Source organism: Methyloversatilis sp., from assembly GCF_030696805.1.
Lineage (GTDB): Bacteria > Pseudomonadota > Gammaproteobacteria > Burkholderiales > Rhodocyclaceae > Methyloversatilis.
Genome location: NZ_JAUYRO010000057.1, coordinates 47,172 through 60,982 on the forward strand (window position 1 = coordinate 47,172; position 13,811 = coordinate 60,982).

Below are 13,811 nucleotides of genomic sequence, written 5' to 3' on the forward strand. Positions count from 1 at the left end.
GGATGAAAACGTTTTCACTGAAGAACCCGGCACTTTGCATCGCGCTCGGCGCGCTGCTCGCCAGCCCGGCCCACGCCGCAAAGACGGTGAGCTGGGAAGACATCGTCAACGACGACAAGACGACCGGCGACGTGCTGACCTACGGCCTGGGCATGAAGGCCCAACGTCACAGCCCGTTGAAGCAGATCAACACGAAAACCGTATCAGCGCTCTCCCCCGCGTGGTCCTATTCCTTCGGTGGCGAAAAGCAGCGCGGCCAGCAGGGTCAGGCGCTGGTGCACGACGGCATCATCTACATCACCGCTTCGTACTCGCGCATGTATGCCGTCGAAGCGAAGACCGGCAAGCGGCTGTGGTCCTACGAGCACCGCCTGCCCGACGACATCCGCCCGTGCTGCGACGTGGTGAATCGCGGCGCTGCCATCTACGGCGACAAGGTGTACTTCGGCACGCTGGACGCCGGCATGGTCGCGCTGAACAAGGACACCGGCAAGGTCGTCTGGTCGAAGAAGTGGGGCGACCACAAGATCGGCTACACGATGACCGGCGCACCGTTTGTCGTGAAGGATCAGAAGAGCGGCCGCGTCATGCTGGTGCACGGCTCGTCGGGTGACGAGTTCGGCGTGATCGGCTATCTGTTTGCACGAGATGTCGACACCGGCGAAGAAATCTGGGCACGCCCGATGGTCGAAGGCCATATGGGTCGGCTGAACGGCAAGGACAGCACGCCGACCGGCGACGCCAAGGCACCCAGCTGGCCGGATGACCCCAGCTCGCCGACCGGCAAGGTCGAAGCCTGGAGTCACGGTGGCGGTGCCCCTTGGCAGACCGCCTCGTTCGATGTCGAACAGAACATGGTCGTGATCGGCACCGGCAACCCGGCGCCGTGGAACACGTGGAAGCGCACCAAGGAAGGCGACAGCCCGTCCAAGTGGCCCAGCCTGTTCACCTCCGGCCAGGCCTATGTCGATGCATCGAACGGCGAACTGAAGGGTTTCTTCTCGCACACGCCAAACGACGCCTGGGACTTCTCGGGCAACAATTCGGTGCTGCTGTTCGAATACAAGGATCCGAAGACCGGCAAGCTGGTGAAGGCTTCGGCGCACGCCGACCGCAACGGCTACTTCTTCGTGACCGACCGCGAAAAGCTGGCCACCGGTGCCGGCTACCCGTGGAAGCAGACGGCACTGATCGGTGCCTGGCCGTTTGTCGATGGCATCACCTGGACCAAGGGTTTCGACCTCAAGACCGGCATGCCGAACGTGGTCGAAAGCCAGTACCCGCCGAAGCCGAAGGCGGGCGAGGAGAAAGGCGAAAGCATTTTCGTGTCGCCGCCCTTCCTCGGCGGCACCAACTGGATGCCGATGTCCTATAGTCCGGTTACCGAGCTTTTCTACATCCCGGGCAACCATTGGGCGATGGACTACTGGACGGAAAACGTCACCTACAAGGCGGGTGCCGCCTACCTCGGCCAGGGCTTCCGCATCAAGAAACTGTTTGATGACCACGTCGGCACGCTTCGGGCGATCGACCCGAAGACCGGCAAGATCGCCTGGGAACACAAGGAGCAGTTCCCGCTGTGGGCCGGTACGCTGACCACCGCTGGCGGCCTGTTGTTCACCGGTACGTCGGACGGCTACGTGAAGGCCTTCGACGCCAGGACCGGCAAGGAAATGTGGAAGTTCCAGACCGGCTCCGGTGTGGTTTCGGTGCCCATCACGTGGGAACAGGACGGTGAGCAGTACGTCGGCATCGCGTCAGGCTACGGTGGTGCCGTGCCGCTGTGGGGCGGCGACATGGCCGAGCTGACCAAGCAGGTGAATCAAGGCGGCTCGTTCTGGGCCTTCAAGTTGCCGAAGCGCTGATGCAGCGGGGCCGCGAGGCCCCGTCATTTCCTCCTCAGGCGGGCCGTCTGCCGACGGTCCGTTCCTTTATTCCTGGTCGACACGCCCGAGCCGGGGGAAACAGCGGCCACTCCTCCGCTGATCCACCCATCGGAAGCACCCGGGCGCCGCCTTTCGCTCCCGGAGCCGTGACGATCAGGTCTCTTTTCCGGATCCGCCCATGAAGCTTTCGCGCATCGTCGCCTTCTTTGTGCTGCTCGCTGGCCTGACTGCCCAGGCCCATGCCGTGGATGCGTCGTCTGTCGAGGACGTGCATGAAGAAGTGCTGGTCATCAATGGCTGCCCCATCTGGCCCTACACCCGCTGTCCCGGCGTTGACCTCAGTCACGCCGACCTGTCGCTGCGCGATCTTGCAGGTGCCGATCTGACTGGCGCAAGGCTGGTCCGCGCGGACCTGCGCAGCGCCAATCTGGCTGGCGCCATGCTGGATGGGGCCGATCTGAGCGCGGCGAACGTCCAGAAGGCGAACATTCCTGCCGCATCGCTGCGCGGCGCCAGGCTCATCGCCACGGATCTGGAGTTCGCGCGCATGTTCCGCGCCGACCTCAGCAATGCCGACTTGTCGATGGCGAACATGGAAGCCGCCCGTGCCACCCATGTGAGGCTGAACGGCGCCCGGCTGATCGACGTGAACATGCAGGAAACGAAGTTCCAGGAAGCCGACTTCCGCAACGCTGTCATGAAGAACTGCTTCACCCGCTTTGCCGTATTCCTCGACGTGAGCTTCGAGGGCTGCGACGGCTGCCCGGTGGACTGGTAAGCCCGATCAATGATGCCGAGACCCGACATGACACACCGACTGCTCACTGCGCTGTTCGCCGCCTCGCTGATCCTCTTGTCAGGCACCGTCGGGGCCGAACGCCCCGAAGCGCCACTGACCGACACGTCGTCCCTGCCCGCGCTGGGCGATGGCTGGCGCGATGCCAACCCCTATCGTGGCGATGAGCAGATCGCCGCCGTCGGGCGCACGCTGTACAACGAAACCTGTTCGAAATGCCACGGCCCTGACATGAACGCCAAAGGCCACCCCGCACCGCCGCTGCGCCGGCTGCAGCGCTACTGCAAGAAGGTGCAGGACGCCGCGCTGAAAGCGCGCTGCCTGGCCGACGTGGACCACTATTTCGTGACCACGGTGCTGAAGGGCAAATACATCCTTGGTGTGGAACACATGCCCGCGTGGGACGGCATCCTGAAGCAGGAAGCCGTGTGGGCGATCAAGACCTACGTCGATTCGCGCAGCCGCTGACCGGCATCCGAAATGAAAAAGGCCCGCCGGTGCATGCCAGCGGGCCTTTGCAGTATGCGGGAGCGGATCAGACCTGGAAGGTCCGCAGGCTGCCTTCGAGCTCGCGTGCCGACGCGGCCAGCGATTCCCCCTGCGTCGCGGTCATCGACACACCGCGCGCATTGTCTTCCGACAGTGCCGACAATTCGCCCGCATTGCGCAGGATGGCATGCGCCGTGGTGTCCTGTTCCTGCATGCTCAGTGCGACTTCGCCGGACTTGCTGACCAGTTCATCCATGCGCTGCAGGATGTTCGTAAAGGTGTCGACCGCGCCGCGCGAAGTCTTTACAGCGCCACTGACCCGCTCGCTGGCCTGTCCGACACGTTCAACGGTTTCCTTCGCGTCGTGACGGATCTTGGCAACGATGTGTTCGATGTCGGCGGTCGAGCCCTGCGTGCGCTGAGCCAGCTTGCGCACCTCGTCGGCCACCACGGCAAAACCACGGCCCTGTTCACCGGCACGTGCGGCTTCGATCGCAGCGTTCAGCGCCAGCAGGTTGGTCTGATCCGAAATTTCCTTCACCACGTCGTTGATCTTGGCGATTTCTTCGGAATCCTTCACCAGCCGTTCGATCACTGTCAGCGACTCTTCCATCTCGACCGCAATGCGGCTGACGCCTGCCATCGAATGTTCGAGGTCGGTCTTGCCGCTGCGCGTGCTGTCACCGGTACTGCGCACGATGCTGTCCATGTCCGCCGACAGGGCGGCAACCTGACGCGCCGACGCCGTCATTTCCTCCATCGCCTCGGCGACGGTGCGGATGCGGTCCGCCTGCTTCGTACCGTTCTGGTTCGCCGTGATGGTCAGTTGCGACAGTTCCTCGGCGGACTGCGTCAGTGTCGATGACAGTACCGTCATTTTCTCGATCAGCTTGCGAAAGGACTTGCAGGCCTGGTTGTACTCGTAACCCAGCCAAGCGAAGTCGTCCTTGCCTGACAGATTGAGCTTGTGGTTCAGCTTGCCCTCGGCGAGGCTGTGCAGCGCATTGACGAGCATTTCGGCTCGCCGGCCGAAGCCGTTGCCGAACCAGAAACCGACGCCGAGGATTGCCGCGAAGCTGATCGCGCCTGCGGCCAACATACCGGCGGTGCCCGGAAAGAACGTTTGCTGTACCCCGAGTGTCGTCACGCTACCGACACTCGCCAACAGTGAATGAAATATGAACGCCTTTCGTACGCTGAGCTGATTTCTCATGTGTTCCTCCTCGGAAGCAAGATCGATGGCCAAAATGGAGCGGCGCTTGTGTTGTTTTGACTTCTCGGTGCGGTGCGCCGTCCGACTCGTTCTGCAAGTAACGACCGGCGGAGCGCCTGGCTTGAATCAATCTTGGAAAAGCAAAACGCCGCACCAGGGTGGTGCGGCGTTTTGAGCCGGTTGCAACTTCGGACAGTCGGAAGGCCGTTAGCTCATCATGCCCAGCGTACGCGGCAACCACAGTGACAGCGACGGCCAGTAGGTAACGATCATCAGGAACACGAGCATGGTGACGAGCCAGGGCGTGACTGCCTTGGTCATGTCGGTCATGCCCAGTTTCGCGATGCCGCTGCCGACATAGAGGTTGAGCCCGACCGGCGGCGTGATCATGCCGATTTCCATATTCACCGTGATGATGATGCCGAAATGCACCGGATCGATGCCCAGCGCCATCGCCACCGGGAACAGGATGGGCGCCGTGATCAGGATGATGGACGAAGGCTCCATGATATTGCCGGCCAGCAGCAGCAGGATGTTCACCACCAGCAGGAAGCCGAGCGCACCCAGGCCGCTGTCCACCAGCCAGGCCGCCACCGCCTGAGGAATCTGCTCCGAGGTCAGCAGGAAGGAGAACAGGATGGCGTTGGTGATGATGTAGAGCAGCATCGCGCTCATGTTGGCCGAATCGAGCAGCACCTTCGGAATGCGCTTCAGCGGCAGATCGCGATAGACGAACACGGCCACGATGAAGGCGTACACCGCACTCATCGCCGCTGCTTCGGTCGGTGTGAAGATGCCGGTGTAGATGCCGCCCATCACGACGACGATCAGCATCAAGCCCCAGAACGACTCGCGAAAGGCCTTGAGGCGGTCAGCAACCGGGGCCTTTGCCATGCGCGGATAATTGTTCTTCTTCGCATACCACCAGGTCGTGAAGCCGAGCATGAACAGCAGCACCGCGCCCGGAATCACGCCCGCCATGAACAGGGCGCCGATCGACGAATTGGTCGACACCGCGTACATCACCATGACGATGGACGGCGGAATCAGGATGCCCAGCGCGCCGGAGCTGGCGACAATGCCGGCGCCGAACTTCATCGGAAAGCCCTGCTTCACCATCGCCGGCAGCAGGATGGCGCCGATCGCCGCCACGGTCGCCGGGCTGGAACCCGACACCGCGGCAAACAGACCGCAGGCCACGACACCGCCCATGCCCAGACCACCGTGGAAGTGACCGACCAGCGAAGTGGCGAAATTGATCATGCGTTTCGCCACACCGCCATGGGTCAGGAAGTTGCCGGCCAGGATGAAGAACGGAATCGCCATGATTTCGAACTTCTCGATACCCGTGAACAATTTCAGCGCCACCGACTCGACCGGCACGTCGGTCATCGTGAACAGGAAGGTCAGTACCGTCAGACCGAGCGAGATCGATACCGGCATGCCGGTCAGCATCAGCACCAGCAGCACGACGAAGATGATGGCGGCGCTCATTTGCGGCCTCCCTTCGCGTGTTCGGCTTCTTCCGCGTTTTCGACCGCCTCGCCCACCAGAATGGGCTTGACCTCGTCCATGCCTTCGACGTGCGCATGATCGTGATGCGGCAGCTCACCGGTACGGATGAAGGTCGTCATCACCTGCAGGAAGCGGAAGCACATCAGGCCGGAGCCGAGCGGGATCGCCATGTAGACCATCCAGGTCGGCCACTCGAGATCGGGCGTGGTCGGTCCTTCATACAGATCACCGACGTCCATCCCGATCGTGCTGCGTACCGCGTAGGCGGCGCCGTTCTCCCACACGAAGTGACTGCCCAGCACGCACACAATGCCGGTGAACAACGCGCCGGCCGCCAGTCCGAAAATGACGAACTTGTTGCGCAGCGCAGGTTGCAGCTGATTGATCAGAACATCCACGCCGACGTGGATGCCGGTGCGCACCCCGTAGGCGGCGCCGAACTTGGCCATCCACACGAACAGGATGATGCACAGCTCCTGCGCCCAGCTGAGGTTCAGTGACAGCAGCCAGTCCTGCAGGCCCGGGATGCTAAATCCCGTGGCGTAGCGATGGACTACCGCGACGAAAATGACGACGGTGGCGACGCCAATCAGCAGCGTGATCAGCCACTCCTCGATATGGTCGAGCAAGCGGAGCACGGCGGTCTCCCTGAAAATTGTGTAAGGCGCGCAGAGAGCCCTGCGCCCGGCGGATCAGGCGGTTGCCGCCCGACCGGGCAGCAACCGGAGCAAACGGCTTACAGCTTCGACGGATCGAAGGCCGTTTCCTTGTAGATGGCATCGATCAGTTCGCGACCGATACGACCTTCCATCTTCTTGTGCACCGGCACCATGACGCGCTTGAACGCGAGGCGCTCGTCGGCCGTCGGCACATAGACCTGGGTCTTGCCGCTCTTGCGGATGCCGTCGAGCGAGGCGTCGTTTTCTTCCTTGGCGATCTTGTTCGCGTATTCGGTCGATTCCTTCATCGCCTTATCGAGCTGGCCGCGCACGTCGGCCGGCAGGCCGTCCCAGAACTTCTTGTTCACGATGACCGCGTAGCCAAGATAGCCATGGTCGGTCACCGCCATGTGCTTCTGCACCTCATGCATCTTCTGCGTATACATGTTGGAGTGCGGATTTTCGGTGCCGTCGACCACGCCGGTCTGCAGCGCCTGATAGGCCTCGGAAAACGCCATCACCTGTGGCAAGGCACCGATGCTGCGCATCTGCTCTTCGAGCACCTTGGACGACTGGATGCGCAACTTCTTCGCTTTCAGGTCGGCTGGCGTCCTGATCGGCGTGTTGGCCGAAAAGGACTTGAACCCGTTATCCCAGAACGCCAGACCGATGATGCCCTTGGAGTCCAGCTTCTTCAGGATGCCGGCACCGATCGGGCCCTTGGTCACCTTGTGCAGGTCGGCGTAGCCGTCGAAGATGAACGGCAGGTCGAACACCTCGAATTCCTTGACACCCAGCGGGCCGAACTTGGCCAGCGATGGTGCCAGCATCTGCACCGCACCCAGCTGCAGCGCCTCCATCTCTTCCTTGTCCTTGTACAGCTGGCTGTTCGGATACACCTCGACCTTCACCTTGCCGCCGGTCAGTTCCTCGGCGCGCTTCTTGAAGTAGTCCGCCGCCTTGCCCTTCGGCGTTTCGGTGGCCACGACGTGGCTGAACTTGATCACGATGGGCTGTTGCGCAGCGGCAAACGGGGTCAGGCCGAGCGCGATCAGGCCGAACAACATGGAATGCAGTTTCATGGGATCTCCTCCTGTTATGGACACACGGCATGCGAACACCGTGTGATGGGAGGATCTTGACGGCCGACGACGCACGTCGCCATTGTGGATATCCGCAACCGCTGAGCGGGGCGGCGCATCTGCCTGCTGGCTGCAGGCTGCACCGGTTATTGGCTGCTCAGCCTGTGCGCAGCACAGACGTCTGCTTTCGGCTCGAGTCGCCGATCTTTTCGGTGAGCGAGCGGTGCAGATGGGTGACGACCGGCAGGAAATCATCGAAAGAAACCGGCCGCGACACGAAATAGCCCTGCGCAAGCTCGCACCCCAGATGCCGCAGCAGATGAAGATCCTCGATCCGCTCCACGCCTTCGCCTACAGTCACCATACCCAGGCGCCGGCCCATTTCGATGGCCGATTCGAGAATGGTGCGGCGATTCGGGCGCATGTGCGCATCGTGCACGATGGAACGGTCGATCTTCAGTTCGGAAAATGGAATCTTCGACAGTTGCTGCATCGACGAAAAGCCGGTGCCGAAATCGTCGATCGCCAGCGAAAAGCCACGCAGCTTGAGCCGGAGCAACGTTTTTACCGCCGATACGCCTTGCGCCATCGCGGTCTCCGTCACCTCGAAAGTGATGCGCGACGGCTCGATACCAGCAGCCGCAACACGCTCGATCAAATCGTCGGCCAGTTGCTGGTCGTTCAGCGTCACCGGCGACAAATTGATCGCTACAGACAGGCGCAGCCCCCGGCTGTCCCAGCGGCGCAGCGCCGCGAGCGACGCATCCACCATGTTTACCGTGAGGTGCGGCATCAAGCCGTGCTCCTCGGCAACCGCGATGAAACGCATCGGTTCGATCAAAGAACCGTCGTCGCAGCGCCAGCGCGCCAGCGCCTCGGCTCCTCGCGGCAACCACGTCTGCAGGTCGAGTTTGGGTTGGAACCAGGGCACGATCAACTTGCGTTCGAGCGCGTCGGACAACTCATCCGGCGTCACGTCAGGTAATCGAGCCCCGTTTCCCCGCTTGGGGCTGCCCACCTTGTCAGCCAGACTCAACAGCGCGTCACGAAGAGTCGCCTCGCTGAGCGGCTTGCTCAATGCGCCAAGCATGATCAATCCCATTTCACTGACCATGCTCTCCACCGATTGGATCAACGCCAGCTCACGTGCGCTGGCGATGATCACGCCGGCGCGGTAGCCCTCCGCGGCAATCCGGTGCAGCAGTTCGACCCCATCCATGCCGGGCATTTCAAGGTCGACCAGCAACACCGCCGGCGGCACCGGCAGCCGCTTGAGCAGTTGCAGCGCGTCGGCGCCATCTGCAGCCTCCTCGATTCGGGTCAGCCCGATCTTGCGCAACAAGCCCACCGCCACCATGCGTTGCGGTACGCTGTCTTCGACCACCATGACACCGCTCGCATTGAGTATGTCAAGAACAAGAGGATCACTTTCCATAGCGCGATATCACTCCCGGAATCTGTTCCAGACCCACCACGTTCTCGACCGCACCGAAGCGGATCGCTTCCTTGGGCATACCAAAAACAACGCAGCTTTCCTCGTCCTGGGCGTAAGTATTTGCCCCGACGTCACGCATCTCTTTCAACCCGCGCGCGCCGTCGTCACCCATGCCAGTCATGATGATGCCCAACGCGTTTTTACCCGCGTAACGCGCGACCGAGCGGAACAACACATCGACCGAGGGCTTGTGTCGGTTGACCAACGGGCCATCGACCACCTCAACCACGTACTGCGCGCCATTGCGCTTTAGCATCATGTGGCGCCCACCCGGAGCAATCAGCGCCACGCCAGGCATCACGCGATCGCCATTGACCGCTTCCTTTACAAGGATTTCGCACAGATTGTTCAGCCGTTCAGCGAACGCCGCCGTGAAACGCTCGGGCATGTGCTGCACGATGACGATGCCCGGACAAACTCGAGGCAGGCGCGTCAATACGGCTTCGAGCGCCTGGGTACCGCCAGTCGAGGTGCCCAGCGCGACCAGCCGCTCGGTCGTCAGCTTCATCGCCTCGCCGGCCGGCGGGGCCATCATCGCATCAGCGCTCAGCTTCGGCCCTGACTTGGGGCTCGGTGGTGCAGTCGGGCGCGGCCGACCGACACGTGCTCGCGCCGCCGCCTTGACCGCATCGGTCAGCGCATGGGCCGACTCATGCAGGAACTGCTTGATCCCGATCTTGGGTTTCGTCACCACGCTGATGGCACCTGCCGCCAGCACTTCCATCGTGGTTTCCGCCCCCTTCTCGGTCAGCGACGAACACACGACGATGGGCGTCGGGCGTTCCGACATGATGCGACGCACGAAGGTGACGCCGTCCATGCGCGGCATTTCGACGTCGGTCACGATGACATCCGGCCATTCGACCTTCAATCGTTCGAAGGCAACCAGCGGGTCCGATGCGGTCGCGATAACGCGGATCTGCGGGTCGGCGGACAGCAGTTCCGACAGCACCTGGCGCACGACAGCCGAGTCATCGACGATCAGAACGCGGATACGGGCGCCCGCCGGTGCAGCAGGATTGACGACAGCCCGGCTCAGCATGGAAGTTGCCCGTGGGTGTTCACGCCAGCGCGGGAACAGGTGTCGTCATGACGCATCGATACCACGCCGCTGCTCACGTTCATCATCAGCACGCGCTGGCCGTACCCGCCGGTATGTTCGGCCACCCGCCGGACTCCCAAGGCATCCAGCAGCTCCCATGCGCGCTGCACATTGGCTTCACCTATCGATACGTTATGGCTGCCCGCAAACCCGGGGAACATGTTTCCGCCTCCGAATAGTTTGAATTCGTAATCGAGCTCGCGTGTTCCCAAACGTCTTGCCTCCCGGACCATGGAATTCAAGGCGCCCTCGGCGAATCGCGTACTCAGTTCATCGCCCGCCCGATCCGTATGGCCGCCGCCCGGCAGCATGAAATGACACATGCCACCTATACGGCGGCCTGGATGCCACATTGTTATTGCGACACAGGATCCCAGCACTGTGCGCAGACACATCGTTTCATCGCCAAAGACGATATCTCCGGGCTTGAGGAAGATTTCTGTCGCCATCGGAGGCCTCACGCACATGTCGTCATTTGAGCCGGTACATTGAAGGCTTGACGATATCAACGCGATCGGTAATGCCATGCAGGTTTTCAGAATGGCTCACGAAGACATACCCGCGCGGCTTCAGTTTGGTCAGGATGCGTGCCATGACCTGCCGCTTTGTATCCGGATCGAAATAGATCATCACATTGCGCACGAACACGATGTCGAACACGCCGATGTCCGGCAGCGTTTCGTTCAGATTGATCTGGGCGAACGATACTCTCTCGCGCAGCGCGCGGTCGATGAGGAAGGTGCCTGCCTGAGGGCCGGTGCCCTTGAGGCAGAAACGCTTCAGGAAATCGGGCGGAATCTTGTCTGCACGCGTCATTGGATAGTGGGCGCGGCGAGCCGTTTCGAGCACTCGCGTACTCAGGTCCGAACCGAATATTTCCCAGCGCCGCCCCATGCCGATCGCATCCGCCAGCACCATCGCGAGCGTATAGATCTCTTCGCCGGACGAGCTGGCTGCACTCCATATCCGCAGCGGTCCGCTTCCATCGAAGCAGTTCAGTATGTGATCGCGTAGAAAGCTGAAATGTGCGGGTTCGCGGAAGAAGTAGGTTTCATTCGTGGTCAGAAGATCGATCGCGACCTGCAGTTCGCCCGGCCGGCTTCCATCCATCAACAATTCGAAATAGTCCCTCCAGCCGCGCACTCCACAGGGCCCCAACCGTTTGGACAGGCGCCCCATGAGCAGCGTCTTCTTGTGGTCGGCCAATGCGATGCCCGCCACCTCGTGCAACCATCGCTGGAAGCGACGGAAGTCGACGTCGCTGATGGGCGGCGCACCGAATGCCGCCTCACTGAATTCAGGCGAACTTTCGATGGCAGCCGAGGCGGAAGTATTCATGCGCAGGCTCCCATGCTCAGCTAGCGGCCTTCATGTCATTGACCGCGGACATGTCTTCACCGGCCAGCACGCGATCAATGTCCAGCATGATCACGAAGCCTTCGTCCAGCTTGCCCATGCCGGCAATGAAATCCGCCCTCACCTTCGCACCGAAGGACGGTCCCGGCTCCACCGACTGCGGCGGAATGTCGACCACCTGGCTCACCGCATCGACGATGATGCCCATGTCCTGTGCCTCACCGTCGTTCGTCACCTCCACGATGACGATGCAGGTCCGCCGCGTCACCGCGGCACTTTCGCTGCGCAGGCGGTTCGCCAGATCGATCACCGGTACCACCCGACCGCGAAGATTGATCACCCCGCGTACGAACCCCGGCATCATCGGCACCTGCGTGACACCGCCGTATTCGATGATTTCCTTCACCGACAGCAGACCCAGTGCATAACTTTCATCGCTCAACCTGAAAGTGAGGTACTGCTGTTGCTGATCGGACTCCGATTCCTCTGCGGGTACCGACAGCGCCAATGCATTGCGGCTCATGTTCCGACTCCTGGCTCAGAAACGCGCAAAATCGGCTTCCGACGGCGCATCGATCTGCGCCCCGGCACGTGCAGCAGAAGGCGGACGCGTCACGATACCGCTGCGGCGGGAAGGCTGCGCAGTAGCCGGGACACCACCACGCAGGCGGAAGAAGGCCATGGCTTGCTGCAACTGCTGCGCCTGCCCGCTCATTTCTTCGGCAGTTGCGGCCAGTTCTTCCGATGCCGATGCCGTCTGCTGCACCGTCTGGCTCAACTGGCTCATCGCACTGTTGATCTGCGACAGACCACTTGCCTGTTCGCCCGAGGCAGCCGAAATTTCCTGAACCAGATCCGATGTCTTCTGGATCGACGGCACCAGCTGCTCAAGCAGCTCTCCCGCACGTGCCGCAACCTTGAGCGATTCATTCGCCACGCCGCCGATTTCCTGCGCCGCCACCTGCGAACGCTCGGCCAGCTTGCGCACTTCGGTCGCCACGACCGCGAAGCCCCGGCCATGGCTACCCGCGCGTGCCGCTTCGATCGCCGCGTTCAACGCAAGCAGATTCGTCTGGTAGGCGATGTCATCAATGATGGAAATGCGCTCGGCAATCTTGCGCATCGCTTCGACCGTCTGTCTGACCGCTTCGCCACCTTCGGTCGCTTCGCGTGAGGCCTGCGTCGCAATGCCGTCGGTTACTCGCGCGTTCTCGCTGTTCTGGTTCACAGACGCCGACATCTGTTCCACCGAGGCAGACGTTTCTTCGACGCCGGCCGACTGTTCACTCGCTCCCTGGCTCAGAGACTGGGCTGTCGCCGATACCTCCTCCGAGGCGCTAGCAAGTGCATCCGAACTGCCACGCACCTGGGTAATGATTTCGGCCTGTCGTTCGACCAAGCTGCGCAGGGCGTGCAACAGGCTCGAACGGTCGGTCGGTTTGGTGACAATCTCCACCGCAAGATTGCCTGCCGCCACTTCCTTCATGACCTCGACTGCGTAAGCCGGCTCGCCACCCAGCATGCCCAGGAGGCCACGAGTGATCAGGATGCCCAACAGCGTGGCGATCACCACTGCCGCGACGGAGATTCCAATGACCAGCATATTGGTCTGGTTATAGGTCTCGGCTGCAAGCAATGCGTCCTGTTCCATGAGCTCAACCTGGAACTTCTCAAAATCATGGAGTGCATGTTCATAAGCCACATTTGCAGGGGTAAATTCCGTCTTCAAGTATTCGATCGCCTTTACCCTGTCCGCCTTGATGAGCGCAAACAAGGGATCATACTTTTCTGAAAGTGCAGCCCGACTATTAACAATGACCGAAAATTGACGCTTGTCGGTTTCGGTAGTCGCCATCTTTTCAACCGTCGCCATTACCTCCGAATTGCGCTTTCGGTTGCTCAGCAGCTTTTCCTTGCTCTTTTCGGCTTCAGCCTCATTGGCAGCAAGCAACATGCTGCGCAATTGACGGCCGTTGTCGACCGTGTTCCGGACCATTTCCTCCGCCAGTCTTACCTTGACCACCCGGTCCTTCAGCATCACTTCCATGGTGTCATTCAGCGCACCCAGCTTAGTGATGCTCAGCACCGACAGCGCCAGCAGCAGTGTGATCACGATGCCGAAACCCAGTGCAAGCCTCGTTACGACCTTCATATTGCCGAACATGATTGACTCCCTTTCCCAAAAATGAATCTTTAGCCCGGTGACTCAGCCGTACCG

The 13,811-nt window shown here is 61.4% G+C and carries 13 protein-coding genes; 3 read left to right on the forward strand and 10 right to left on the reverse strand.

The window, feature by feature from the left end:
• Positions 1-2: 2 nt before the first annotated feature.
• The 3 genes from Q8R75_RS11055 to Q8R75_RS11065 all read left to right on the forward strand — a co-directional run bounded on the left by Q8R75_RS11055 (position 3) and on the right by Q8R75_RS11065 (position 3,150).
• Entirely contained in the window at positions 3-1,865 is a 1,863-nt protein-coding gene (locus Q8R75_RS11055; RefSeq protein WP_305613621.1) for a methanol/ethanol family PQQ-dependent dehydrogenase, read from the forward strand.
• Between the two features lie 199 nt (positions 1,866-2,064).
• Positions 2,065-2,664, forward strand: a complete 600-nt coding sequence (locus tag Q8R75_RS11060) for a pentapeptide repeat-containing protein (RefSeq protein WP_305613622.1) — start codon at positions 2,065-2,067, stop codon at positions 2,662-2,664.
• Between the two features lie 27 nt (positions 2,665-2,691).
• Entirely contained in the window at positions 2,692-3,150 is a 459-nt protein-coding gene (locus tag Q8R75_RS11065; protein ID WP_305613623.1) for a c-type cytochrome, read from the forward strand.
• Positions 3,151-3,217: 67 nt separating this feature from the next.
• Here Q8R75_RS11065 and Q8R75_RS11070 read toward each other — a convergent pair whose 3' ends face one another.
• The 10 genes from Q8R75_RS11070 to Q8R75_RS11115 all read right to left on the reverse strand — a co-directional run bounded on the left by Q8R75_RS11070 (position 3,218) and on the right by Q8R75_RS11115 (position 13,757).
• Positions 3,218-4,270, reverse strand: a complete 1,053-nt coding sequence (locus Q8R75_RS11070) for a methyl-accepting chemotaxis protein (protein WP_305613624.1) — start codon at positions 4,268-4,270, stop codon at positions 3,218-3,220.
• A gap of 321 nt (positions 4,271-4,591) precedes the next feature.
• Positions 4,592-5,878, reverse strand: a complete 1,287-nt coding sequence (locus Q8R75_RS11075; protein ID WP_305613625.1) for a TRAP transporter large permease subunit — start codon at positions 5,876-5,878, stop codon at positions 4,592-4,594.
• The gene (locus Q8R75_RS11080) at positions 5,875-6,537 is read right to left on the reverse strand and encodes a TRAP transporter small permease (RefSeq protein WP_305613626.1); all 663 of its coding nucleotides are present in this window, start codon (positions 6,535-6,537) and stop codon (positions 5,875-5,877) included. Before Q8R75_RS11080 ends, Q8R75_RS11075 begins: the two co-directional genes overlap by 4 nt.
• Positions 6,538-6,635: 98 nt before the next feature.
• Positions 6,636-7,640, reverse strand: coding sequence for a TRAP transporter substrate-binding protein (locus Q8R75_RS11085; RefSeq protein ID WP_305613627.1), 1,005 nt, complete (start codon positions 7,638-7,640; stop codon positions 6,636-6,638).
• Between the two features lie 157 nt (positions 7,641-7,797).
• On the reverse strand, positions 7,798-9,075 hold the full coding sequence (locus Q8R75_RS11090) for an EAL domain-containing response regulator (protein WP_305613628.1): 1,278 nt from the start codon (positions 9,073-9,075) through the stop codon (positions 7,798-7,800).
• Positions 9,065-10,177 carry a chemotaxis response regulator protein-glutamate methylesterase gene (locus Q8R75_RS11095; protein WP_305613629.1) on the reverse strand — a complete coding sequence of 371 codons (1,113 nt, stop codon included), beginning with the start codon at positions 10,175-10,177 and terminating at the stop codon, positions 9,065-9,067. The genes Q8R75_RS11090 and Q8R75_RS11095 overlap by 11 nt, the downstream gene beginning before the upstream one ends.
• Positions 10,171-10,686 (reverse strand): chemotaxis protein CheD, encoded by a 516-nt coding sequence (locus Q8R75_RS11100; RefSeq protein WP_305613630.1) that lies wholly within the window; start codon positions 10,684-10,686, stop codon positions 10,171-10,173. Before Q8R75_RS11100 ends, Q8R75_RS11095 begins: the two co-directional genes overlap by 7 nt.
• A gap of 22 nt (positions 10,687-10,708) precedes the next feature.
• Positions 10,709-11,575 carry a CheR family methyltransferase gene (locus Q8R75_RS11105; protein WP_305626054.1) on the reverse strand — a complete coding sequence of 289 codons (867 nt, stop codon included), beginning with the start codon at positions 11,573-11,575 and terminating at the stop codon, positions 10,709-10,711.
• Between the two features lie 16 nt (positions 11,576-11,591).
• Complete coding sequence (locus Q8R75_RS11110; RefSeq protein WP_305626055.1) at positions 11,592-12,116, reverse strand: chemotaxis protein CheW; 525 nt, start codon at positions 12,114-12,116, stop codon at positions 11,592-11,594.
• 15 nt (positions 12,117-12,131) lie between these two features.
• On the reverse strand, positions 12,132-13,757 hold the full coding sequence (locus Q8R75_RS11115; protein WP_305663655.1) for a methyl-accepting chemotaxis protein: 1,626 nt from the start codon (positions 13,755-13,757) through the stop codon (positions 12,132-12,134).
• Positions 13,758-13,811: the final 54 nt, after the last annotated feature.

Coding starts and splice junctions, on each gene's coding strand:
- Q8R75_RS11055 (WP_305613621.1), top strand. CDS start 3: ATGAAAACGTTTTCACTGAAGAACCCGGCACTTTGCATCGCGCTCGGC.
- Q8R75_RS11060 (WP_305613622.1), top strand. CDS start 2,065: ATGAAGCTTTCGCGCATCGTCGCCTTCTTTGTGCTGCTCGCTGGCCTG.
- Q8R75_RS11065 (WP_305613623.1), top strand. CDS start 2,692: ATGACACACCGACTGCTCACTGCGCTGTTCGCCGCCTCGCTGATCCTC.
- Q8R75_RS11070 (WP_305613624.1), bottom strand. CDS start 4,270: ATGTTGGCCGCAGGCGCGATCAGCTTCGCGGCAATCCTCGGCGTCGGT.
- Q8R75_RS11075 (WP_305613625.1), bottom strand. CDS start 5,878: ATGAGCGCCGCCATCATCTTCGTCGTGCTGCTGGTGCTGATGCTGACC.
- Q8R75_RS11085 (WP_305613627.1), bottom strand. CDS start 7,640: ATGAAACTGCATTCCATGTTGTTCGGCCTGATCGCGCTCGGCCTGACC.
- Q8R75_RS11090 (WP_305613628.1), bottom strand. CDS start 9,075: ATGGAAAGTGATCCTCTTGTTCTTGACATACTCAATGCGAGCGGTGTC.
- Q8R75_RS11095 (WP_305613629.1), bottom strand. CDS start 10,177: ATGCTGAGCCGGGCTGTCGTCAATCCTGCTGCACCGGCGGGCGCCCGT.
- Q8R75_RS11100 (WP_305613630.1), bottom strand. CDS start 10,686: ATGGCGACAGAAATCTTCCTCAAGCCCGGAGATATCGTCTTTGGCGAT.
- Q8R75_RS11105 (WP_305626054.1), bottom strand. CDS start 11,575: ATGAATACTTCCGCCTCGGCTGCCATCGAAAGTTCGCCTGAATTCAGT.
- Q8R75_RS11110 (WP_305626055.1), bottom strand. CDS start 12,116: ATGAGCCGCAATGCATTGGCGCTGTCGGTACCCGCAGAGGAATCGGAG.
- Q8R75_RS11115 (WP_305663655.1), bottom strand. CDS start 13,757: ATGTTCGGCAATATGAAGGTCGTAACGAGGCTTGCACTGGGTTTCGGC.